Source organism: Mesorhizobium sp. M4B.F.Ca.ET.203.01.1.1, from assembly GCF_004791025.1.
In the GTDB taxonomy this organism is placed as follows: domain Bacteria; phylum Pseudomonadota; class Alphaproteobacteria; order Rhizobiales; family Rhizobiaceae; genus Mesorhizobium; species Mesorhizobium abyssinicae.
This window is the reverse complement of sequence record NZ_SRUO01000001.1, coordinates 39889-62729: the sequence shown is the minus strand read 5'-3', so window position 1 is coordinate 62729 and position 22841 is coordinate 39889. Positions and strand designations below refer to the sequence as shown.

Below are 22841 nucleotides of genomic sequence, written 5' to 3'. Positions count from 1 at the left end.
ATCGGAGTAGCCTGCTTCCATCGGCGATTTACATCATGGGCATCGCCGTTGAGCGACGGCCACGCTTCCGCCCTAATGGGAGGAACAGCTATGGTCAGTAACACCAGCTCAATGAGTGGCATTGCCTATCCCAGCGACCTGGCTTTGTTGAAGCAGGTCTTTGATCGTGTCTGCGCCGAGGCAGGTATCTCCGTTAGCCGCATGCAGGCGGAGCGCCTGAGCGTGAGCGTAATGGCACTGTTCTCGGACGGCGAGTTCGATGAGGCCGTTCTTTATGAACGCTTAAGCTTGATGCCCGCTCCTTGCCCAGAACGGGCAGCGTATGACCTCCGATCATCAGGAAGTCCTCACGAGCCTTGTAGCTCGTTATGAAACCGTAATGTCGATACAGGACCGGATCGTTGAGCACGACCGGGCGTTTCGGGCCTAGCATCCGAATTGGATGAAGGCCTACTGGAGCGGCTGCTCGTCTCGTTACGGAAGGCCCGCGTCGCCCTGGAGCGCGAGATTGGGCCTACTTTTTAGTCCCGCTGTAACTATCGTTGGAGGTTCGCCACCGAGAGGAATTGGCCACGGACCTCGACAGTGGCTGCACCGAGACGGATCGACCGCTGCAAGTCTTTAACCGAAGTGGACCTGCATTTGTTCCCCTAATGCAACCATCCCTGATCTGCGGGTTACGCAAAAGGCGGGGAACCTCGGCCGACATGATAAAGCGCGACATAGCTGGGCATAAGTCCCTTGCAGACGCCGTTCGGGAGTTGATCGGAACCGAAGACAATCGTCGTCATGTACAGAAGCTGTTTGGGCCAGTCGACACAGAGCTAAGCCCAACCCTAGCTTCATTACTTGAGGCGGAGAAACTGCTGACCGAGGCGAGCATCGGCGCGGTGCTGGATGGCCTCGGTCTCGCGCGTTATGACGAGGGCGTAAGCGACCTGACGGACGAACTTCGGCAGCTAGCCGCCACTGACGGGACGGTGGGAATGATAACCGGCGCCGTCGCGATCGCCGAACGCCACGGCTTTGCGCGCGCCCTTGGAGCCTGGCTCGCCGACGCCCTGCTGGCGCAACGGCTGGGTTGGGCACACGCGGTGCCGTTGCTCGGCGCCGAAGCGGCCCTGGGCACAAGCGTCCGCCCGCGTAGATCAGCAGCCAACTCGGTGGCGACAGGCATTGAGACCGATCCTGAGCGTGCCAAAAGTCTGCTTGCCGCGCAGGCGCGGGCTGCGCTACGCGCCATCGATCTTTCCGCCGAGCTCGAGCGCCGCTCGGACCGGCTGCTTGCTGTTGCGCCGAAACTCAGGGCCAAGGCGGCGGATCTTGTTGTCGACAAGCTGCTGTCCGACGATGCGATCGTTGCCTCGGAAAAGATCGCCGGTAGGAGTGGCCGTGGGCTGCGCCGCCTGTTCGACCGTCTGGTCGAGCTAGGCGCCGTCCGAGAGCTATCCGGCCGCCCGACCTTCCGCATCTACGGGCTCTGACGATAATGGTGCAAGCGGCGCGCAGGCGAGGGGGGAGCCGGTCAGATGACCGTCGATCAGCTGACCAGCTGTTTGACCGGGAGCTGGATCACCTGCCGCCGGAGGCGCGTTGGCGCGAATGGATGAACCGTGTCGAGGCCACGATCTTTGCTGCCGGTGAACCAGTCGGCCGCGAGACGCTGGCTCGCGTCGTCGGCAAAAGCTGCAGCATTGATCTTCTCATCGACGACATCCGCGAAGAACTGCGCGGTCGACCCTATGACCTCGTTGCCGTCGCTGGTGGCTGGAAGCACCTGACCCGGCCTGCCTATGCCGATGCGATCCGCAGTGCATTTGACACAGCCGTTGGCGGCGGTGGGGGTGCGGGCGATCTCACGCAGTCGGAGGTGCTGGTGCTGATGTGCATCGCCTATTTCCAGCCGATCACCCGCGCCGAGCTTTCTTCCTTCTTCGGCAAGGAGATCAGTCGCGATTTTATTGGTCATCTGCGCGGTGCCGGTCTGATCGCTTCCGGCCCGCGTAGCCCGACGCCGGGCGCGCCCACACTTATGTCACGACCAAAGAATTCCTGCTGGAGTTCGGGCTTGATACGCTGCGCGATTTGCCGGAGACGAGGCGCTCGAGGATGCCGGGTTGCTGTCGAAGGAGAAATTACTGGCTGGTGACATCATCCCTGACTTTGTTGTCGACCAAGATTACGTCGGAGTCGAACTCGACAAATAGCCGTGCCGCTTTGCGAGTGAGTTTTGTCCGAAATTCGTAGCATATTTCTGACCTCTCAACCGTGATCTCGTACGAAATAGGACTACATCTTTCGGACAAAGTCCCCGGCATTAACCCGCCAATCGCTTCGGTTGCCGCCCGAAGCGCCAAGCTAGTCGCGGAGCCTCAACAGGTTGTCCTAGGTTAGGTCGAGGCGACTGATAGGAGGTTTGGAGCGTCGGCGCCTGCCCAATTTCAAAGGCGTCGGGCACGCTGGAAAGGCTGACTTGGCTGCGCTCGAGCTGCCCATTCCAACGACGGGGAGGGGACACGACATTTGACCGACCTGCGATCAGTGATGCGCATGATCGCGTTTACAGGGACGGCAGGCTCAGCCGTGTTGGCCGGGGCGGAAGTGCTATCACAAGAGTTGCTCGCTACGCCGGGATAAGCTTCTTGACCTCGATCTCAGCCGAATTCGGCATGTCATCGGCTTCGTACTTGCGGACCCTGGCGATGATGTCCTTGGCGCGCGTGATCTTGTCGTTGCGCCATTGGGCCACTTCGTTCGCCGACAGGTTGTCGAACACTTTGAAGAAGTAGTCCTTCTGGGTGTAGCAGCCATAAAAGCCCAGGCCGACGATCCATTTTTCGAGGCCGTACGAATCGTAGACATAGCCGGCTTCTGCGTTCCAGAATTTGACGAGGCGCACGGTTGGCTTGATCAAATAGGAATTGTTGCCGTTGACAGTCTCGAGCGTGCTGTTGAAATCGTTCGGGTTCGTGCTTTGCCACTCATCGGGACCCTTGGGGATCTGATACGTCGTGCCCCACGAGAGCAAGGCGGGCACTAGGTCGAACTTGATATGGTTGAGCTCCAGCACCACCGTGGGGCTCGATTGGTAGAGTTCGGAGTTGGCGTATTTCTGCTCGGCGAACTTACGCAGTCGGGTGAGGTAGGTCTGTGGGTTCAGTCCGCCTTTTTCAAAAACGATCATGTAGTCAACGTCCGAGTGCGCATCCATCTTGCGGGGAAGGATCGTGCCACGGGTGTGCGAGCCGAACCGGAAATGCGACGTTAGGCCATCACCGGCGACCGTGAAATAACTGGCCAGCCGGGAGCTCAAGGTCGTGACCGAGGTCGCGATCGAGGCCTTCTCGTCGGCCGAGAGCACCGCGTCGCTTGCACGGGATACGAGGTAGCTATTGACTGTCATTGGTGGGAACCTTTGTCGACCGCGTGCTTGGGTTCGCCGGCGTTAATGCCATCGCGGGCCCTCTTAAAATCGCGGTCTGAAAAAGCAGGGCTTGCCTGGTTCAGTTCATCGCGCCGCGTGGTGAAGCCTTTCAGGGCGGTCAGCACGGTTTCGGCATCGGGCGTGTTGTCGAGTTCGACCTCGCGGAAAACGCGGGAATTGTTGCGTAGCGCCAGGTACTGGTCGCCCGAACTCTTGTGGTCAGCCGACTTCTCACCGGGTTTCAGGAACGTCATCAGCGACGTGAGGACGGCAACGCAAAGCGCCATAGAACCCGCGGCGACAGGATAGTCCTTGAAAAAAGCAGCGCCCGCTGCGGTGCTGAGGATCACCGAGGGAATGCCGAAGACATAGTTCCACACCGCCCAGCGCGCTGAAGCGTTGAAGTGCGCTTTGCCGGAATGAATACAATCTTCTTCCATGCGGAGAAGTTCATCTCTCACGCGTTCCCGCGTCACGTCGGGCATGATGTCTCCTTTGGAGGAGAGAACTAGCACGCCTCACCTGGCCAAGCTGCGGAATTTCAATTTATCCCCTTCTTTCAGCGGGTTAGTCTGGGACGGAACGTCGAAGCAACAGCTGCGGCTTGGTTGGGGGAATACTGCTGCCGGAGGTGCTTGGCGCGCCGTAGTGCCGACGTCGCTGCTAGCAGCCGTCGGACACGGGGCTCGATGCGGCCAAGGCCATTTTTGCTTCAAGGCGGGAGGCCTTTTCCGGGGTGTCAATATACTGAGAAAGATCCGGTTTCGGCCCGAAGATATGCCGCCAGACGATCTGGATTTCATTGTTGTGTCGGCGGACCTCGGTGCTGATCGTCGGTACGAGACGCGCATGGGCACAAATCAGCGCATCGCTCGACCGGTCCTGGCCGACCGTCATCCGGTACGCGAATTGAGCGATTGTTCGATTGAACCGGCGAACTTTGTGCTTATCCGTGACGTCGCGGTGCCGTGTCAGGACGCCAAACGGCTGACGCTTGCTTGAACCGCGCACCAGCATGCGGGCGGTCAGGGGAAAGATCAGCTCGATGTCACCGGAGTGATCATAGGGGGTGCGTGCGAGCAGCGGTTCGCGCGGGTCATATGTACACACCGGATTGTCGGAAGTCAGGAATGGGATGTCGGTCTTGTTGTGGAGAACCTCGAAGCCAAGCCGAAAGCAGAGATCGCCGAACGTCTTGAATTCGTCCTCCATCGCGAGCAGTGTTTCATGCGGATTGACGCCGACCGGCACGGTGTCGAACTGACCGGCGTAGCGTTCCAATTCTGGCGGCAGTTTGCCGATTTCCTCGAACACCTTGCATTCGCTTCGCAGCTTAGCCTCCAGCATAAGCGCGATGCGATCTCGGGTCGCCGGAACGCGCGTCCGCATGATCGTTTGCATGCCTTGGACATTGAAGGATAAAGCCGGTGAAAGACGACGAGCCTGAAGCGCACGGACGGTCTCCGGCCAAACGGTCTCGATCGGATTCCAGAGGTCTTCGAATCTGTGGTTTTCTTGACCGCCACCGGGGAGTTTCTGAGAGTAATAGTAGTTCTCGTACCCAGTTGCCCTCGGCTGCTTCGGCAGCGGTGCCTCTGGCGCCTCGGCCCGATAGACTTGGACACGGCCGCGGTCATCGGCGAAGCCTTCCATATAGGTGACCGAGATGAAGTGGTGTTTTCGGTTCTTCCGTCCCGCCCCGCTGCGGACCGGATTGAAGATGCTAAATGGCCTCACATCGCCATCGATGGGGACGTCTCCCCATTTGCCAAAAAACAAGGGTGACTGCTCCATGGTCCTGTGGTCGGGCTCCCCGGTCACTGCACCTTGTCGGGCATGACCCTGCGGATTGGGATCCTCAGCTTCGGCTCTTCACGAAGCGCCGCGTGGCGTCCGTTTTCACCACCCTGATCGAATTGTACTGGCTGGCGAGTACCTTGTAGTCGACGATCAGCTTGCGGGCCATCAGATAGGCCAGAGCGGGGTTTATGCGCCTCGGCTCCCAGCCGTACCGCTCGGCGACCTGGCCTGTATCGTGGGGCATCGACGGGTCGTTGATCAGGTCGGCAGCGATACGCAGCGCGTCATCTTCGGGCGACCAATCCATGAAATATTTGTCGAATGTGGCAAACAGGTCCTCCTTGGGCAAGACGCGGCCGAAGCTGACGGAAACCAGATCGCGCAGCTCGTGCAGAGCGTCCTCGATGTCCTCCTCTGACGCTTCAATGGTGGCCGCCAGCTCATCTACCCCTTTCTGAGGGTGCGAGAACATTGCATCCGACGTCTCCTCAACAAAGATCTTGGCAATTGCCGTTGCGACCTTGGAGTAACCCGTCGCCGGCTGCACAGCCGCAATGGGCGCTGCGCCGAGCTGCGGCTTACGCGTCACGCCATGGATGTCGTTCACCAGATTGCGCACGCCTTCGTCTAGGCGCGCGGCATCAAGTTCTGGCGAGAGCATGCCCGACAGAAGCGGCGGCAATTCCCGTGCCGCGACACCGTAGCGAAGGGCTATGAAGCGCGCCTGCCCAGAGATGCGGCGGACCAGGCCGGCATCCATCTCCTGCTGGACCCACGGCTTCTGCATGGCGCTCGGAGTCAGCAGCACGATGAAATGCGTGCAGTTGCCCAGTCCCTCGTCGATTTTGCGGCGCAAGGAATCTCCGGAACGGATCTCCCATTCCGCCCACCAGGTATCGATTCCATCCGCCATCAGGGCGCGCGCGACCGTCTCTGCTAGCTCGCGATCGTCGAACGAGTAGCTGAGAAAGGCTTTCGGGGAGCCCTGTTGCAGGGGCAGGAACACAGTCGACGCCTGCTCATTGTCGCTCATCTTGTCCTTCACCAGCGCGAGAAGCTGCGGCGAGCCCTCAATACTGAGCCGCAAATCGTCAAGGGCTTCTCCAAGGACCAGGACAGTGGGAAATTCGCCTGTATCAGGATGGCGAATGGCACTGAACCTCTCCCACAGCTGTTCCTTGATGCTCTCGACAGCCGCAGCTTCAAAATCCTTTGCAAAATCCCCCGAATCAAACGGCCGGCCATTGTATCGCATGCCCATATTGAGTCCTCGTGTTGGTCCCTTGATATGAACATACGCAGAACAAATATCAAAGGGAGGCCAATTGAAAAACCACGGTAGATTATGGGTCCGGTGCCGGAAATCTTTCGAGTTTCCGGAGCCGAGGGATCCATATCGAGGACAATGGCGTGACGGCAGGACTTGAACCTGCGACCTCCTCGCCCCTAGATAGCGGTGTCACGCACCACCCCGGTCGAAAGCGAGGCGCTCTATCCTCTGAGCTACGCCACGATCTGCCTATGCATCGTTGTCCACGACCAGCTGCGGCTTCTTACGCTTCAACCGGTTCGATCTCTCCTCGGCCGCCTTCTTGATCTCGGCGGCCTTTTCCAAGGCAAACGGCCTGGCGGCCTCGATCAGGCCATCGAAATGATAGCGGTTCGTCATGCTGCCATTGGGCGTGTTGCGCCGTTCCTCCCGGCCAAGAAGTTTAAGGGCCTCGAGCGCGGCAATGCGTTTCTGAATGGTGCGGGGCGTCACCCCGATTGCCTTGGCGATCGTCTCGACCGAGGGGTGGGGCAGGTTGTCGGGCAGCCACCAGTACTGGACCAAGTGGATGATGATGTTCATGTCGAGCGCATCGAGGCCGAGAGCCTGCTGCTTCTCGATGATGATGTTGGGGAAAGCGCTCCAGCCGGTGGCCATGAGTGCCTTGGTCCACTTCTTCTCGTTGGTGCGTAGCTTGTCGACGTCTGCTTTGGCGGTTTCTGGCTGGGCCATATGAGGCTCCCTGTGGTGAACTGCATCCAGATATGGTGGTTTCCCGTGATGACGCAAGGGCATTGGGGACGGTTCTGCATTCAGGGGGAGGGTGTTTCACGGTTCGTCCGGCCTACGTCTCTTGATTCAGGGGCCGGGGACCCGCGCTACACCCGAAGAAGATGACTTGATAATATGAAGTGTCGATCAGATGAACCGTGCTATATGCAAGCGATAAGATAGGTCCCCCTGACCCAAGGTTCACCCGGGGTATTGACAATCGGGTTGTCGACACCCATAGTTCCGTCGTGAGCATCGCTCCGGGGTTGGCGCCAGGCGCCAGCCGAACTTTTCAAAACGAAGGCCCGGCTAGTCCGGGTCTTTGTTTTTTATCCTGTCAAAGCAGCTGTATTTGATGCCACGGGACGCCAGCTCCTCGGGCGGCAGGTGCGCGTCGATGAGACGCTTGTGACCCATCAGGGCCCTATAGGGCCGGTAGGACGGGTCATATCCGCCCTTGGCCATCGGATAGAGGTAGAGATCGGCGATCTGCAGCATCGGTGTGGCTTTGGTCCTGCCGCGGGGCTCACCGCGCACGATGTCCTTGAACTCTTCTGCGGTCAACGACCCGTAGCCGGCCGAGTTGGCGCCGTCGAACGGCATGCCCTGCGTCTTCAGGATGCGCATATAGGCCACCAGATCACGGTCCTCCGCCTTGCCGGCACGTTCGAAGAACACGCGCAGCTTGCAGTCCTGGCTGCGGGCGTATTTAGCGGCGCGCTCGATCAGGATGCAGTAGGCGGTCTTGCACATGAACCAAAGTTGATCCTGATACCGGTCGCGGTAGCGGGCCACATAGCCCGGGCGGTCGATGACTGCGGCAATCCCAATGACGGGCAGGGAGAGCAGCATCCGTTCCAGGTCACCCAGGAACTCGTAGGCAGCCTCAGGCTTCTTCAGCCAGCCGAAGTCGCCGCGCCCGCCCCTGATCGCCCAGGAGTGTAGGGGGTACGTTATGCCGTGTTGCTGGCAAAAGGCCTTGTGGCGACTGTAGAGCTCATCGACATCTTCCTCGTTGATGAGGATCCCGCCGAGGGCGAAATAATCCATCTCGTCGCGGCGCTTCTCTTTTGGCTCTCGGTCCGGCTCTCGGCTGCCGCTGTCATCGAGGTAGAGGTGGATTTCGCGGTCTGTCACGGGCAGGCTTTCATTGCCCGCACAGCTTGGCTCAAAAACCGGAGGCTGCATAGCAATCTGATGACCCGGCCGGGCGAGGGGGTTCAGCGCGGCGGCTTCTTGGCGTTGCGTTCCGCCTTTGACGGATCATCCGTAACAAAGGGCAGCTTGCCCTCGTTCCCAAACCCGATATCCAGTTTAGATTCGCCTTTCTCAATCGGGGATGGACGCGGATGCTTCTATGGCCAACACATCCAAGCCCGCGATCTCCTGCATCACCTTGCCGGCGATGCCCTGCAGATCGCCGTACATTCCGACGGTCGACTCGATGACACCCTGGATCTGAGCCTCCCGCTTGGCCCACAGGCGGATTGTGGCTTTCCGTTCCCTGGCAAGGTCGTCCTGCATATCGGAGAATTTCTCGACGATCGCTTCGACCCGGTGGCGAAACCTAGGGCCAGTCAGGTAGCCGTAGACCTGCTCCATCTTGGTGGCCTGGCCGTCCTGGGCGAGGCGGGAGTTGGCGAGCTCGATGAGGGACTGCCGGAGCATGATCGCGATCGGAATCGCGCATTTGGGATGGGCGATGTAGACGCCATCCACCAGATCGAACGTTTCGACCCCCGCAGGCAGCGCCTCGGAGATCATCAACGCAATGTCAGCCTTGGCCGCACGCTGGTCCGCCCGGAGCTTTCCGAGCCAGCCCGGGCTCCAGTTCCTAGTGCGTTTTGATTCCCACAGGATCGCTCCGCAGGGCTGGCCGGCCGGTCCCACCACGCGCTGCAGCACGTCACCACCGAACTCACCTTTGGCGACGGGTTCGATGATGTCCATCGGGAAGCGGCTAGCGATCAGCGACTCCAACTCGAGCTCAAGGACCTCGCCCTGAAGCTGCTGAGATCCTTGCTCGGCGCGGCGCTTCAGCTCCTCGATCTGGCGCTGCATGCCGGCGATCTGTTCCTCTTTCTCGGCCACCTTCATCTTGAGGCCGTCTTCGGCTTCGGTCCTGGCCTTGACGCGGACGGCGTCCAACCCTTCCTGGATTCTCTTTTCGATGGTCAGCGCCATTTCCCGCTTTTCATCGTCGAGGGCCCGCTGCTGCTTCATAAATTCGGCCTGTTGCAGCTGCGCCGCGGCGAGCTTCTCGTCCCGCGCCATCAGCGTCGCCTCCAACTCGCCCAGCTTCCTGTCCTTGTCTTCAAGGTCGGTCGAGACCAGCAGCTTCGCCTTACGGGCCTCTTCGGCTGCTATCCCGGCACGCTCAAGCTTGAGTTTTTCAGAGACCTGGCCGTCGATGTCCTCCCGGGCGGCGTCGATCGCGTCCTGTTTGCGCTGAAGCTCCTCTTCCCGCGCCGCCATGACGGCATTGCTCTGCGCAAGGCGCCGTTCGTATTCCTCGCGCGTGGCCGCAATCAGCGGTGCCGCGAGCGACTCGTTGAGCTTAATGTCCGTCTTGCAGCTCGGGCAGCTGATTGTCGGCTCATTGAGAGTCCTGGGCTGCACAGTCATCGGACACTCCGTCGGGAACAAAAGATGTTGCAATGTATACAGGAACGCGGCCACCTCGAAAAGAACAAAAAAGGAACATACCAGTTATCCCCCGCATAGGTGTTCGTGCTGGCGGCCCAAGCGGATGAAGCCGGGCAAAGCTATCTTCAAAATAAGGTGTTCGTCGTCTTCCGTTGCGCTTGGAGTGCTAAGGGCCCTAAGGACATGTTCAAAATGCGTGCGTATGGCGAGGGCCATGACGGCTCAAGCTGGGAGGTGGTGATGAAGCAAGCTCGACGCGATCGGAAAGACATGCGATACCGCGAGTCGTTTGAGCTTTCACCTGCTCGCGCATGTGACGAGTGTCCCCTCTGAGGAGCGCCTGCGCGCCAGCGCGAAGGTAGGGATGAGAAAACAAGGTTAAATCGCCGACCTCATCTACGACACGCCGACGCTGCAAGGCATTGAGTGCTGCCATCTGATCTTCTGTAAATGAAGGCTCCACGCCATATTGGGGAAGCGGAGGCGTATCTCCAGAAAAACTCCAGACTCCCAATTCTGGCACCAGCCCGGGCTCCTCATCGCCGCCATTGATGATGAACGAAAGTTCCGTATCAGAGGCACCGGTGGAATTTGTCGTTGCCAAGGCGACGGCCCGCAACAAACTCTCATATGCCGGGCCCTTCTCAGCGAGTTGGACAACGAAGTCGAATGCGTCACTGCGTGCCTGGCGAATAATCTCGGCGTCAGAAGCATTGGGAGGCAACTGCGCATGAGTCTGGGCAAGATATGTAATGGCGCCAACGTCTCGCAATTCCTCTCCATCCATGATCAGAGCTTCGAGGCGTCGCCGGAGGTCATTCGGTACGCTGTGCACCTCCGAAGCTCTTGACCAGACGGCAAGAGCGAGGTCGTGTGTGAGACCCCCAACAACCACCCACCCGTGAGTGCCTAGGGAACAGTTTTCGATGCTGGGTTGGTGAGTGGCCTGCAGCAAGACGGGTTCGGACTGTGCGACGATGAGGCGTCGATTCCGTGGAATGCGCCCTATTAAGCCACGGAGTGTTGCCAGCGACGCACTCGCACCGGGGAGCGGTTCGCGTGACCCCAAAGGGTCATCGAGGAGGTAGAGCCGTTCACCCCCGGCGGCCTCGGTCAAAAAGCGCTCTGCCTCATCGACGTGCTGGCCGACTCGCACCTCGAAGCCGGCCATCTGAAGCGCGCTTGCAATTTCTCGAGCGATCCAAGTTTTGCCTGTTCGAGGTTGGCCGCTGAGAAGAAGGACCAACTGCGAATTCAACACATCGATGAGATTGCCTTCGCTGCCCCGAAGAAGATAGCCCGGTGCCGCGACTGTATCAGGGGCTAGTCGCCGAATGCGCTCCATGATCGGTGCAATGATATCAGACTGGGTTCGCTTTGCATGCGAGACGATATCGGTAAGGTGGGCAATAGCCCCGCGGAGGGATTGTGAATCAATCCTCTGCGCACGCAAAGCGGCCTGCAGCCTGACTTCCACCGAAGCGTCGGTTTCCTGCTCGATGACAAAGATCCTGGAGAGAACGAGAGAACTGAAGCGATCTTCGAATCCGGAAGATTTTTGAGCGAGGCGATCGTCGCCGTCTTCCTTTGGCTAGCTTTGAGACCTTGGCTCCGGAGGAGATCAGGTGGGTCGCAAGGAATTTTTTGAAGAAGAGCTGAGCAATCTGTCCCGACACCGCTCGGATTGGATATGTGTCGTCGTTACCTCCATTCAGAAAGGGCAGAAGCTGATCGTCGCATCGCGCCGAAAGGACGAAAACCGCTCTCCGGTCTGGATCATTCAACAGCCGTTCGAAGAGGCAGCTTTTGCCACTTCGTTCGGGAAAGTGGGAGAGATACGTTGCAAGATCCTCGAGGGTAGCGACGCCTCCCGCACCCTTGATCTGTATCTCCGCTGTGAGCCGAACGTTACGTGGATTGAACCAGGTTAGAGTGCCGTCTTCGCCGGATTTTGGTTCAACTACGAGCGTTGCGTCCTTCACTGCGCGAAACCGATACGCAATTTCTACACACACGAGATCCTGGAAGGCGAACTTCTCGGGTGCAATAATTGCAATTGTCATTGGCCCCGGCGACTCCTCTACACAACCCTAAACACGTAACTAATCTGGCACAACGCCGACGTAAACGCGCTTCCGGGACGCCTAACGCTTATTGATGGGCTTCGCGAGTCGATCCGGCTGCTGGAGCACGAACGACACCCCAGTCGAGGAGCAGCCGACTCCGCGCGCAAAAGCGTTTCCTGTCGAGGAGATCGGAAAGCCTGATCCAGAACTGGAGGCGGCAATCCTCAATCAGCTCAAGCGCTCGGCGACGTTGCCGTGCCACAGATAGTGCCTCACGCTTTCGAGGGTCGCGACAGCCGCAGGCGCTGCGGCGCTGAGCGGTGGTGGCAGGCCGCGGGCCATCTGTTGGAGCACTGTAATGCGCATGGTGATGTGGAAATAGTCGAGAACATGCTCCGCATTGGGGCGCATGTAATATTGAAGGTCTCGCAGATTGCAGGCGCCATCCGACATGAAGGTCACTTCCTTCGGGAAGAGCTGCCACGACAGGCGCGACAAAGCCAGACACCGTTTGGCATCGGCAGTGTCTATATCGATCGTGGGCTCGGCAGCGCGAGCTTGCCGAAGCACGTGCGTACGGTGATTGTACGCTTGTCCTTCAGTTGCGTGGGCTGATGGCAACACGGACAGGGCCGCTCGCGACGGGCGAGGTCGAGGGCCTGCCTTTCCGTGATGGCTACCTGGAGCGCGGCCAAAGCCTTCTTTGCTTCTTCCAGCGTTAGGCCGAGCTCATCGATCGACAGCGTCCCATCTGTTCGCTCGAAGCTGACAATCTCTTGCGTTTCGACCGCCGCGTCACCGCTGTCGATCATGAGTTGAATCGCAAACCCCATCCACATCCCTCCTGAACTGGGGAGAGGAAAGCATGTTGACCGGTTGCAGTCAGCCCTTGGTGAGCCGCGAAAGTTCGCGTTTCAGAGCCGCATTCACCTCACGCCGGCTGAAACGCTCGGGTTCGAAGGTGCGCAGCGGATCATCGTCCTCGAACTACATCTTCCCCACGAAGTAGCCGCTCGATGTCGCCGAAGCGGAACCGATCGAGGAGCGCCGCATAGCCTGGTGGGCCACCAATATCTTGGGGCGGGCCGGCACGCGCGCCGGCGATGCAGACCGGATAGACCTTGCCGCCCTCCCGCTCATGCTTGGCCTCAACCCGGATCTCGTGTTCCCACAAATCGCCGAAATCATACTCGTAGAGGATCCTCTGGCGCACGCGCAGTTGGAGATCGACGAATGTCACCTCGCGACCCGCCGCGTCGCGGTGGCGTTCGCCGGTCCAAGTCCTACCATAGTGCCGGCCGTGCAGCTTGAAAGCATGCAGATGACAGTCCTCCCAGCCGAAGGCGATCTGGATTGTTCGGTGCAGCGCGTAGAGTGTCATTTCTTCCGGAACGAGCAGCCGGCGCGATATCATCGGCGAGATTCGTCGCAAGCTCACTTTGAGTTGATACACTTGGGAATTTGCAACACCGGACATGGCGCTCAGGCTAACGCAGAGCCGACGAGACCCCCAACTTTTTCATGCTCCCTATTGCCACCTTCTCCCCGTTTGTCGATATGCGAGCGCCCTGTGTGAGTTCAGCTGGCGGCACCACTGCGCGTAGGCCATCATATCGATGTGATCGGCCTTCCGCTGGAGCCTGACCAAGAATGAAGTCAAAGACGGGTTGAGGCTGACCGAGCGCGGTCGCCTGCAGGGTTACGGGAATTCTGGCTGCGGCCGATCAACATGCAGCTTCAAGAAGCCATGGGCTAGGGACGATTCAAAATGCTAGACTTATTTGAGCCGAGACTGCCAGACAGCAAACTCCACAAGAGCTTTCGCGAAATTCGATCCAACCCAAGCTATTCCAAGGTGATGCCCGTAATTCAAAGCTGGGCAGCGGGCCTGCTCAACAAGGCTTTGACTGACTTCGGCTGTAGCGTGGACTATTCCAAATCCTCGCCAGATTTCTTCGTGACGGCGCCTGGGAATTATCAATTCAACATCGAAGCGGTGATATCGGACCAGCCTGCGGGCGACAAAGAATGGCTGCCTTCCAGCTATCAAGATTTCAAGGATCGCGGTGCGCTAAAGCTGGTTGGGAAAATCAGGGACAAGTTGGAAATAGTTCGAGGCAGCAATGGCAAAAAACATCCCTATTCTTCGCTGAGCCATGTGCAGGGCCGACCGTTCGTCATTGCGATTGCCCCCTTCGATAGTAGCCAATCCGTCATGCAGAACAATGAACTGATCAACCTGGTCCTCTTCGGCATCGGTGCCCCGGTGCTTGAAGGAACCGAGCTTAGACAAGATAAGATAAGGTCGCTTGCGACAGCTTCCGGCGCGCCTGTAGAAATGGGGATTTTCACGAACGATTAGGAGATCAGCGCTGTCATTTTCTCCACAGTCGGGACTTTCGGCAAGGCGGTCGCTGAAAGCAGGATTGAGAGGTTTGTCAGGGCAACCCGCTATAGATTGATAGAGAAGGAAAGGGTTCAGTGCACATCCAGCATTCCTCATTTCATCGCGAGAGCCATCTAAGATGGGCTGCACGTTTATTTTAATCCTCATGCGCAAGTGCCATTTGAACCAAGCTTCAGGTGGCCAGAAGAGGTTTCCCGAAATTACTATGACGTGACGGCCGGCCAACCGATCCAAATACATCCCGATCGCGCGTTGGTTTCCCGGCAGGTTTTTGAATTGAGCCCTTTCTGGATGCACCATCTCCTTGAAAGCAATGGTTTTGTCGGATGTCTCCGTCGCTCGAACTATTGCTGATGGATCCAGGCATGACCGCTTTGCGCCTGATGTCGGCCGTAGAGGGAAACTTAGCCTGTGTCCGGGAGCAGACATCGGGATTAAACATGCTGGAGGTTTTGGTCGCACCTCATCTCACGTCGTGAAGCGAAGGTAGCTTCCGGTAGCAGCCGACACTCGCGCTTTCCGCACGCTAGTGAGCTGCAGGGCTGAGTTGATCGCCGAGACGCTTCAGCTCAGCTCCGTTAGTCGCTTATTCTCCAGATAAGCGCGCCATCTGCGGGTGAGTTTGCCGCGACGGAGTTGATATATACCCGGCAAAGCGACTGGTGCGCCTTCGACGACCGCATTGTAGTCCGACAGGAGTAGCAGCAGGTCCGGCTCTGTGTAGCCACGTGCGGCCGCACTTTCGACGCGTTGGAGGACATCATCGATAGCGTCGGCGGCGTTCTTGTGTGCGATCATCGTGCCGACTGTATCGGACGAAAGCAGAAAAACTAGTGCCGCCACCAGCACGCGCGCAAGTGAGACCTGTGCGTCGGTGGACATCGAAGACATAGCATGCCAGAGCGTGAAGCCCATCAGAAGCGCAACCGCAACCAGCACGAGGCGCATCGCTTGGGCACTCGCGCGCTGCAAGTCGCGCGTCCAATATGCTGATTCTTCAATCAACTCGGCCAGGCGGAAATAACTCGGCTCTGCGCGGCTCGCAAAGTAGCTTTCCTCGCGCACCATTGGCTTGTTTTCGATGGGTGCGGTGAAGCCGTCAAAGATTCTAAGCCGCTGCTCTGCCGAGAATCGTGCATTGAGACCGCTCGCCAAGAGCACCGCCCGGCGCGCTTGGTCGCCAGCCGAGCGGTGCTTCCGCTGCCTGCGGCCCAGCAAGAGCCAAAAGCCGGCAAGCCCGAAGCCGATGAGCGCGAAGTTGAGAAGGGTGGCGTTGTCACTGGAATAGACTGAGATTGCGGCGATGGCCGCAACACCAAATTGGGCGGCAAGTGCCAGGTTCTGATGCCTGCGCACGGTTCAGCTCCGCACGCTGATGGGTCAGCAGGCGGTCATTGCTAAACGCCGCCGCTGCATGACGCAGAACCTCGGCGACAAAGCTAGACTTACCTCGAGTGTAGGCCTTGGCGTCGGTCGGATACGCCTGCGCAAGGCGTTGCTTGAGAGCGGCATAGCGGCTCGCTAGGTCTGGATCGCCGGACAACTCGTCGCGAAATACAATCATGTCCTGTCCCCAAGAGTTGCCGTTGGGAACTAGGTGAAGGTGAAAGGGCGTGACGGGATCGGGTTTCACAAGAAAAATGCGCGGTGGGTTATCGCAACTCTCCTCCTCGACATAGCCCGCTGTTTTCAGCGTTGCGGCGACTTGTTGTGCTTCTGACCAGTCGAGAAGGGAGACCAGGAGGTCGATACACGGCTTGCCCATAAGACCGCGGATCGCCGTAGATCCTACATGATCAATAAATGCCCGCGCCGGTGCAATGACAGCGCGGATCGCCTCCGCCTCGCCGGCACAACGCGCGGCCCATTCTTCGTCGTGCGCGACAATGCGTACCGTATCATGCGCAGCCATTTTCTCTCCACGCATGGCAGAACCAAACACCCTGGATCTTGTACTGCTCGACCACATTACCATGGACGCCATAATACGTGTTCGGCTTGGTCACCGCACGCGTGCTACGCATCGGTTTCTCGCAATCTATCCAAAAGCATTCGTCCCCGTGTGAGAGTTAAATTCTTATTTTCACTCTCGGTCGTGTAAAGCAGATTATCTCGTTCGTGTTCGCAAACCCGAGCGGCTGTTTCCTTGGCTTTCCGTACCTCTCCTTCCGCCAATGAGAGTCCGTCGGGGAACGTGAGCGTTTCGACAGCCATTGGGGACTAGCACATATCAAGAGGGGGCAGTGTGAAACTTGTAAATGACTTCAAAAACTTTCTATCCGATACCGTCAATCTCAATCAAACCCGTATTACACTGCTTGAGGACCGAGCGGAGACGATTAATAGCTTTCTTCGAGCATCCGACTGGGAACCGACAATCTCCACCTTCATCGAGCAGGGCTCTTGGGCGCACGACACTATCATCCGCCCGGTGGATGGCGGAGAATTCGACGCCGATCTGCTCGTCAGGGTTCGGCCGGTCGATGGCTGGAGTGCCGCTCAATACGTGAAGGACCTCGGGCGCGTTTTCCTTGAGAGCGGACGATATGCCGACAAGACAGTCGTTTATGATTACTGCGTCACGATCACCTATGCGGACGATTGTAAGATTGATATCGCTCCGCTGGTGATGGACCGCGAGTACCGAGGAACGCTCGAAGTCTGCGACAAGCGCAATGATAAGTTCGACGAATCCCAGCCCATCGAATACACTCGATGGATGCGCGAGAAGAACGGGTACTCGGGTAATAACTCGTTTCGCAAGGCGACCCGGCTCATCAAATACATCAGGGACATCAAGAAGCGTTTCAGTTGCCAGTCGGTTCTTCTAACGACACTCGTCGGTCACCGGATCGAGTGGTTCGACAAGGATTCGGACGGGTTCGCGGACACGCCAACCGCGTTGCAGACAATCATGGGTAGGCTCGACGACTGGCTGCAGGCACGGCCGGACAAGCCGGGGGTCAACAACCCTTCGCTCCCCACCGAGGATTTTGCCGACCTGTGGAACGACACCCAGTACGCGAACTTCCGAAACTTCGTGAACAAGTACCGGAAGTGGATCGATGAAGCGATCGATGCCGAGACCCGCTCCGACAGCATCGAGAAATGGCGCAAGGTCTTCGGCGACGATTTTGCGAAGGGAGAGAACGTAAAGAAGGCGGAGGCTTCTGCGATGCAGCAGGCCAGTGCGCTTCTCATGGAAGGGGCAGCCCACCTTGATAGCCTAGTCGACAACGTAATTGACTTTGGTATCAGCATCCTCCCATTGTGGTTCCGGACGCCATCCCACCTCCAGGCCCCGCGTTGGCAGCCCGCCGAGCAGGTTTCCCGGAATGTCCAAGTCTTCGCCGAATATCGCGCGTCCCAGTATTCCGGCAAGGGACATCCGATCAATTCAGGCGAGGCGTTACCCCCGCGGGGTGGTCTCTGGTTCGACGTCCGTGTCAACAAGTTCCAGACGGTGCCGGCTGACTGCTACGTACGGTGGCGCATCACCAATACCGGGGCAGTGGCGATGGCCCTCAAGAAAGGGCGGGGCGGCTTCGAGAAGCCTACCGACGGTGATCGTCGCTGGGAAGCGCTCGAATATCGCGGCGTCCACATGGCGGAAGCATTCATCATCCGTAGAAGCGATGATCGGCTCGTTGGTTTTAGCGAGCCATTCTACGCTGTGATCAAGTAGGTTGAGGAAAGGGAGCTATCGATGCCCAGGGTAGATACGGTAGGTGGCAACTACTACAAGCCCCTCGAGCGGGCCGAAGCTGTCGGATCTGGACTGTTCTGGGTGGTTTCGATCCTCTCGATTGCGGCGCTTTTCGCCGACAAGGTGGCCTATCCGATTGTCTACGATATCGTGCAGATCGTCTTCATCGTTTGCGTGCTGCTGTTCTTTTTCCAGGGACAGGTCCAGAAGCTCTATCTCTTTCCTCGTGCCGAAGACAAACGCCGGCAGGAATTGCTGTCGAACAGTTACGGCGTGACGCTGACGCATGAAGAGACAGTCGGCTACTACAATAATGACCAGACAAACCCGTTGAAGCGCCTCGCGGCGTCGGTCATGGAAAGCACGTTCTTCACGCGCGAGATTGTTCGAAAGATGCTCGTCGGACAGCGAACGAAGACCGCAGGTTACCTCGTCATCTACTTCGTCGCCGTCTTGAATCGCTCCACGAATCTCGAAGTCCTTGCTGTCGCGGCTCAGGCGGTCTTCAGTGAGGATATCATCGCCCGGTGGCTCCGGATGGAATGGCTCCGTATCCGCAGCGAGCAGGTTTTCGATAATCTAACTCGACTGTTCACAGGAAAGCAGGCCTTCTCGCGACCCGCAGCTCAATCGCAGGCGATCGACTTTTTCTCGTTCTATGAGACGACCAAATCTACGGCCGCGATCCTTCTCTCATCTAGGCTGTTTCATAAGCACAACGCGCGCCTGACGAAGGAATGGGATCAGATTCGCGGTCGTCTCGGAATCTGAGGCAAACATGGTCACAACTATATCGGAGGGCTTTCGCCAATTCAGAACAAACCTTGAAATCACAAGTCTTCAGGAAAGCACTACGTCCAGCCGTCAGCAGAACGTGCGGGACACGGTCGCCGAAGATTTCGAAGTTCTCGAATCCTTTCTGACCGGGTCCTATCGCCGAAACACGATGATCGCACCCCTCACTACGGCAGACATCGACGTCTTCATCGTGCTCGATCCGAAATACTACACGGACCAAAGCCAGCATGCACTGCTGTCATCCGTGATGACGACACTCAAGAAGAGGTATCCGAAGACACCGAAAATAAAGCCCGACGGCCAAGCGGTGACCATCACCTTCACGGATTTCAAGGTCGATGTCGTTCCGGGCTTTTATCGAACTGGCGGTGGGTTTCTTATTCCCGACTCGCACCTGAAGAGATGGATTCCCACGGATCCGAAGAAGCACGTCGACTTGTGGTCCGCGTCCAACAAAGCTCACCACGGCTCACTCGTGCCACTGATCAAGATGCTGAAGTGCTGGAACCGCGAGAAGGGAAATCTCTTCCGCTCCTTTCATCTGGAGGTCCTAGTGCGCCATGTTCTGAAGGACGTCACTATCACCGACTATCCGAGCGGCGCTCGATGGGTATTCGACAAAATGAGGGACAAGGTCTGGACCAAGATTGCCGATCCCGCCGGCTACAGCGACGACGTCGCTTCCTATCTCGCTAAGTCCGAGGCCGACAGGATGATCGCCGCTCTCGACCAGGCGTATCGGCGGGCCCGTACTGCGGAAAACTACTCGAACCAGGGATATGCGAAGCTGGCGATCGACGAATGGCGGTGGATTTTTGCTGACTATTTCCCCGCATACGGATGAGGCGACCACACTCGAAGAACGAAAAACGGGCAGCAGTCTTAAGCCTCGGGCTGGTTGCATGTTAGTTTCCAACAAACCAACTCGGAATGTCACTGCTCGACTAGGGGAAACTTGATGGATGAGGAAGCCGCCCAGGAGAGCGCGCTACAGAGGCGCCTAGGCAAGCTGCTGGCCGAAGCGTATGATGAAGTCGTATCTGCCATTCTTTCCAAGCTTGAGGGTGGCGGCAAACCATCCAAGGTGAGCAGATATCCGACCTTCTCGCTGCATAACAACGGCATGGCATCGTTGGGCGATGGCGCTTGGACGGGGGTGGGTCCGCTAGAATATGCTTCACTGCTCGAACCTCCCTACAACGACCCTGAGGCGCGTCAGTTAGGCAAGTTCCCACCCATTCGTTTCCCTGCAGTGGCGAGGCTGGCAGCGTTCGCCCTTGAATACCCCGAAATCGCCCGCATTCCCCCGACGGGATCCGACGCGGAAAATCCGTTAGCAAGGGTCGCTATCGACCTTCTAGTCGCGCGGGCTGCGGATGTTCATTTTCTTCGCTTCGGCGCGGCCCCCGCGACGGACGCGACCCGCGCTGTTGTTCTGAAGCCGCTTTTCAAAGGATTGTTTGACTCGCGCCTGAAGCTTGCGGTGCTCGCGCCGATCGCACTCGTCCGGTTCGACTTCGACCGGGTGCGCCTCGGACCCTCTGCCTATATCATGCGAATGTCGCCAGATTTTCAACGAGCGCGATGGGAGATGAAGGCCTACGGCGCTAACGGTCATGACCAAGTGCTCGCGGCCGCGACCCATGCTTTCGTGCTTACCGGATGGGACGTTCCGAACGGCAATTGGATCGAGCTTAGCCAGACACTATCGAACTTCAGCTCGGAAGCACGCGAGCGCATCGATGCGCTATTCGCTGCGCTCCGGCTCGAGACCGGGATCGAGACTGGATATGCGCAGGAAATCCGGCTTGCGAGGGGCTGGCGTCACCGGCACAATTATGGGCTGCCCAATGTTTATGCCGTTGGCGCACGCCGCTATCCCGAGGTGTTCGACGATTTTGGTTGGAACCGTGCGGACCTACCCCTCGTCAGCAAGGCGCAGATGCGCAAGGTCGCATGCCTTCTTGAAGCATTAGAAAGTTCAACAGGCGAAAGGCTTGCCTTGGCCACCCGTCGCCTGAACACGGCAATGACGCGCAGTGACCTCGCCGACGCAATTCTCGACGCCACAATCGCTCTTGAGGTTTTACTTGGCGACGGAGACGGGCAGGCGATCTCGTGGAAGCTCCGGATGCGCGCAGCCGCGTTGGCAGGTATCGAGGGAGGTCAAGCTGGTGCGAAAGCCATGAGTGACGCGATCGCGGTGGTCTATTCGACCCGATCAGCCATTGTCCATGGCACTCGGCGACGAATTGGCGCTGCCGACGCACATGCAGAACGGGATTTGGCGGCGAAGGACCTGGCGCTCGATGCATTGCGTAGCCTGCTTAAGATCCTCATCCGCCGACCTGAGTTTCTCGATCCACGTCGTATCGACGGCGATCTGTTGATGGCACCGCCGTGCATCACAACTAGCACCTAGACGATCGGACCGATGTCAGTTCCCAAGCGCCATCACTACGTGCCGCAGATGATCCTGAACGGCTTCACAGACTCGGATGGCTGGCTGCACTGGTGCCGCCTCCGCGAACGACCCGTCACGGTCCGCCGCGCAAGGCCTCTTGAACTGTTCCATCAGAATCATCTGTACAGTACGCTTTCTGAAACCGGGGCCAAGGATCCGGCAATGGAGCACGCTCTTTCAGTTCTTGAGAGCGAGGCTGTTGGAGTCGTGCAATCCATTCTGGTGCCGGCACGGGAGGGCCGGCTTCCCGTCCTTACATCCGAGCAAAAGCGCCTCTGGTACATATTCTTTCTAACCCAGTGGCGACGCAGTCCTGAGACCCAACGAGCCAACGTCTCCGATGCTGAAGCACTGCGAATGGTTGAGGATACACTCGACGAGCTCCGCCAAGCCGCACCCCATCGACTTGACGAAATCGAAGCGCTGGCGACGGCCGATGCCAAGGCTCGAACAGTACGCAACGTTCGAGTTCAGACAATCGGACAACCGAGTGCAGAGGTGATGCGCGTGCTTGAGCGACGTGGCATCGCCATACTGCGCATCGTCCAGCCGAAGAAAAGCTTCATCGTCGGCAGCCGGCCAGTCGTGAAACTAACCGCGCCCAATCGCACCGATCTTAACGATCCGACGGTCGAGATGTGGCTCCCGATCGCGTCAGACGTTGCCGTGGGAGCAGGACAAGGCGACGGAAAGATAAGTCTTCACGATACGGTCGATGAACGCCCAGTGCGGCAGCTCAACATTGCGATCGCGGGCCAGAGTGGCACCATCGCTGCCGGTTCAGCAGCGCTGGTCAAATCCATAGCCAATGCTCGGTGATCAAATCCGAATATCCGAGGGGCTCGCGGGTAAGGCCGACCTCGCGCTTCTATATGGACGGCGGCCACGAGTACCACCCGGATTTCGTGCACGCAGCAGATCAGCAGTTGGAGGCTGACTTTCGATGAAGGTAACCCGCAGGCCTTCTTCAATCAGCTGAGCACGATCAGCGTGCCGGTGACGATGCAACGCAACCCAACCTACCCGAAATTCGTGTTGGTGTTCGGCCGCCGCGCCGAATACGCGGAGAGCGAACTGCGGCGCAGCCGTATTGACGCCGAAGAGCGCGACGATTTCAAGATTATCACGTTCGACAGCCTCGCGGAGGGTCTATATGGCAAGCGCACATTGTGGTTCGGCGTCCGGCGCGCCGAGTTCATGGATCTTCAGAATGAGGAAGATCGTTGACGATAATCTCTTTATCTGGGCCGATCCACGTATGCTAACCGTCAGCGAAGGGTTATACGAAAAGCTCGAGGCGGTCGGGGGCAAGAACAAGCCTTCGCCCTTCCGTACAACAGGATGCGGCCATCTTATGGGCAATTTCCATCCGGATGCGCTGAAGGTGAGGATGCGCCGCCGAACGGCCGCACCCGCGACGGCAAGCTGACGGACCATGGCCGATCAAGAGCCGACTGCTGTCGAAGATATGAAACCTGAGCACGTGGCG

General features: G+C 58.3%; 23 protein-coding genes, 1 tRNA gene and 1 pseudogene. 11 read left to right on the top strand and 14 right to left on the bottom strand.

Annotated elements, in window-relative coordinates; translation table 11 throughout:
* Positions 1 to 707 precede the first annotated feature (707 nt).
* Both EN846_RS00320 and EN846_RS00315 read left to right on the top strand, forming a co-directional pair.
* Positions 708 to 1484: a DUF1403 family protein gene (locus EN846_RS00320; protein ID WP_245460780.1), complete on the top strand. Its 777-nt coding sequence runs from the start codon at positions 708 to 710 to the stop codon at positions 1482 to 1484.
* Positions 1485 to 1489: 5 nt separating this feature from the next.
* Positions 1490 to 2207: pseudogene (locus EN846_RS00315) on the top strand (SMC-Scp complex subunit ScpB).
* Positions 2208 to 2623: 416 nt separating this feature from the next.
* Here EN846_RS00315 and EN846_RS00310 read toward each other — a convergent pair.
* From EN846_RS00310 to EN846_RS00270, 9 genes are all read right to left on the bottom strand, one after another.
* On the bottom strand, positions 2624 to 3403 hold the full coding sequence (locus tag EN846_RS00310) for a nucleotidyltransferase (RefSeq protein ID WP_095517088.1): 780 nt from the start codon (positions 3401 to 3403) through the stop codon (positions 2624 to 2626).
* Entirely contained in the window at positions 3400 to 3909 is a 510-nt protein-coding gene (locus EN846_RS00305; protein ID WP_029356699.1) for an SLATT domain-containing protein, read from the bottom strand. The genes EN846_RS00310 and EN846_RS00305 overlap by 4 nt, the downstream gene beginning before the upstream one ends.
* A 178-nt stretch (positions 3910 to 4087) precedes the next feature.
* Positions 4088 to 5203, bottom strand: a complete 1116-nt coding sequence (locus tag EN846_RS00300) for a DUF4238 domain-containing protein (protein ID WP_236378328.1) — start codon at positions 5201 to 5203, stop codon at positions 4088 to 4090.
* A 79-nt stretch (positions 5204 to 5282) separates the two neighbouring features.
* On the bottom strand, positions 5283 to 6479 hold the full coding sequence (locus EN846_RS00295) for a toll/interleukin-1 receptor domain-containing protein (RefSeq protein WP_245460781.1): 1197 nt from the start codon (positions 6477 to 6479) through the stop codon (positions 5283 to 5285).
* 153 nt (positions 6480 to 6632) lie between these two features.
* A tRNA-OTHER gene (locus tag EN846_RS00290) sits at positions 6633 to 6737 on the bottom strand.
* Between the two features lie 6 nt (positions 6738 to 6743).
* On the bottom strand, positions 6744 to 7226 hold the full coding sequence (locus EN846_RS00285) for a helix-turn-helix domain-containing protein (protein WP_023679072.1): 483 nt from the start codon (positions 7224 to 7226) through the stop codon (positions 6744 to 6746).
* A gap of 348 nt (positions 7227 to 7574) precedes the next feature.
* Positions 7575 to 8402: a DUF3800 domain-containing protein gene (locus EN846_RS00280; protein ID WP_236378326.1), complete on the bottom strand. Its 828-nt coding sequence runs from the start codon at positions 8400 to 8402 to the stop codon at positions 7575 to 7577.
* A 192-nt stretch (positions 8403 to 8594) separates the two neighbouring features.
* A complete protein-coding gene (locus EN846_RS00275; RefSeq protein ID WP_029356705.1) occupies positions 8595 to 9890 on the bottom strand; it encodes a DUF2130 domain-containing protein in 1296 nt (431 codons plus the stop codon).
* A 208-nt stretch (positions 9891 to 10098) separates the two neighbouring features.
* Positions 10099 to 11388, bottom strand: a complete 1290-nt coding sequence (locus tag EN846_RS00270) for a hypothetical protein (protein WP_095517090.1) — start codon at positions 11386 to 11388, stop codon at positions 10099 to 10101.
* Between the two features lie 148 nt (positions 11389 to 11536).
* On the opposite strand from EN846_RS00270, the gene EN846_RS00265 reads away from it, so the two are divergent.
* Entirely contained in the window at positions 11537 to 11842 is a 306-nt protein-coding gene (locus tag EN846_RS00265) for a hypothetical protein (protein ID WP_095517091.1), read from the top strand.
* A gap of 363 nt (positions 11843 to 12205) precedes the next feature.
* On the opposite strand, the gene EN846_RS00255 is transcribed toward EN846_RS00265, so the two are convergent.
* From EN846_RS00255 to EN846_RS00245, 3 genes are all read right to left on the bottom strand, one after another.
* Positions 12206 to 12430, bottom strand: a complete 225-nt coding sequence (locus tag EN846_RS00255) for a hypothetical protein (RefSeq protein ID WP_133116099.1) — start codon at positions 12428 to 12430, stop codon at positions 12206 to 12208.
* Positions 12431 to 12504: 74 nt separating this feature from the next.
* Complete coding sequence (locus EN846_RS00250) at positions 12505 to 12810, bottom strand: hypothetical protein (RefSeq protein ID WP_127243397.1); 306 nt, start codon at positions 12808 to 12810, stop codon at positions 12505 to 12507.
* A gap of 140 nt (positions 12811 to 12950) precedes the next feature.
* The gene (locus tag EN846_RS00245; RefSeq protein ID WP_189523678.1) at positions 12951 to 13430 is read right to left on the bottom strand and encodes a plasmid pRiA4b ORF-3 family protein; all 480 of its coding nucleotides are present in this window, start codon (positions 13428 to 13430) and stop codon (positions 12951 to 12953) included.
* Between the two features lie 315 nt (positions 13431 to 13745).
* Here EN846_RS00245 and EN846_RS34950 point away from each other — a divergent pair, with 315 nt between their 5' ends.
* Positions 13746 to 14339: a hypothetical protein gene (locus EN846_RS34950; protein ID WP_189523677.1), complete on the top strand. Its 594-nt coding sequence runs from the start codon at positions 13746 to 13748 to the stop codon at positions 14337 to 14339.
* Positions 14340 to 14948: 609 nt separating this feature from the next.
* Here EN846_RS34950 and EN846_RS00230 read toward each other — a convergent pair.
* Together EN846_RS00230 and EN846_RS00225 are read right to left on the bottom strand one after the other, a co-directional pair.
* Positions 14949 to 15740: a hypothetical protein gene (locus tag EN846_RS00230; protein ID WP_029356716.1), complete on the bottom strand. Its 792-nt coding sequence runs from the start codon at positions 15738 to 15740 to the stop codon at positions 14949 to 14951.
* Complete coding sequence (locus tag EN846_RS00225; RefSeq protein WP_164746801.1) at positions 15661 to 16296, bottom strand: GrpB family protein; 636 nt, start codon at positions 16294 to 16296, stop codon at positions 15661 to 15663. The genes EN846_RS00230 and EN846_RS00225 overlap by 80 nt, the downstream gene beginning before the upstream one ends.
* A gap of 333 nt (positions 16297 to 16629) precedes the next feature.
* Between EN846_RS00225 and EN846_RS00220 the strand changes: the two genes are divergently transcribed.
* The 7 genes from EN846_RS00220 to EN846_RS00190 all read left to right on the top strand — a co-directional run bounded on the left by EN846_RS00220 (position 16630) and on the right by EN846_RS00190 (position 22781).
* Positions 16630 to 18069 (top strand): cyclic GMP-AMP synthase DncV-like nucleotidyltransferase, encoded by a 1440-nt coding sequence (locus EN846_RS00220; RefSeq protein WP_095517093.1) that lies wholly within the window; start codon positions 16630 to 16632, stop codon positions 18067 to 18069.
* 21 nt (positions 18070 to 18090) lie between these two features.
* Positions 18091 to 18861 carry a hypothetical protein gene (locus tag EN846_RS00215; protein WP_029356721.1) on the top strand — a complete coding sequence of 257 codons (771 nt, stop codon included), beginning with the start codon at positions 18091 to 18093 and terminating at the stop codon, positions 18859 to 18861.
* 7 nt (positions 18862 to 18868) lie between these two features.
* Positions 18869 to 19732 carry a CBASS oligonucleotide cyclase gene (locus EN846_RS00210; protein WP_135913814.1) on the top strand — a complete coding sequence of 288 codons (864 nt, stop codon included), beginning with the start codon at positions 18869 to 18871 and terminating at the stop codon, positions 19730 to 19732.
* Between the two features lie 114 nt (positions 19733 to 19846).
* A complete protein-coding gene (locus EN846_RS00205) occupies positions 19847 to 21310 on the top strand; it encodes a HEPN domain-containing protein (RefSeq protein ID WP_127240887.1) in 1464 nt (487 codons plus the stop codon).
* A 12-nt stretch (positions 21311 to 21322) separates the two neighbouring features.
* Positions 21323 to 22171, top strand: coding sequence for a DUF4238 domain-containing protein (locus EN846_RS00200; protein ID WP_095517095.1), 849 nt, complete (start codon positions 21323 to 21325; stop codon positions 22169 to 22171).
* Positions 22172 to 22342: 171 nt separating this feature from the next.
* Positions 22343 to 22579 (top strand): hypothetical protein, encoded by a 237-nt coding sequence (locus EN846_RS00195; protein ID WP_127240888.1) that lies wholly within the window; start codon positions 22343 to 22345, stop codon positions 22577 to 22579.
* Positions 22563 to 22781, top strand: coding sequence for a hypothetical protein (locus EN846_RS00190; RefSeq protein ID WP_095517096.1), 219 nt, complete (start codon positions 22563 to 22565; stop codon positions 22779 to 22781). Before EN846_RS00195 ends, EN846_RS00190 begins: the two co-directional genes overlap by 17 nt.
* The last annotated feature ends 60 nt before the right edge of the window (positions 22782 to 22841 follow it).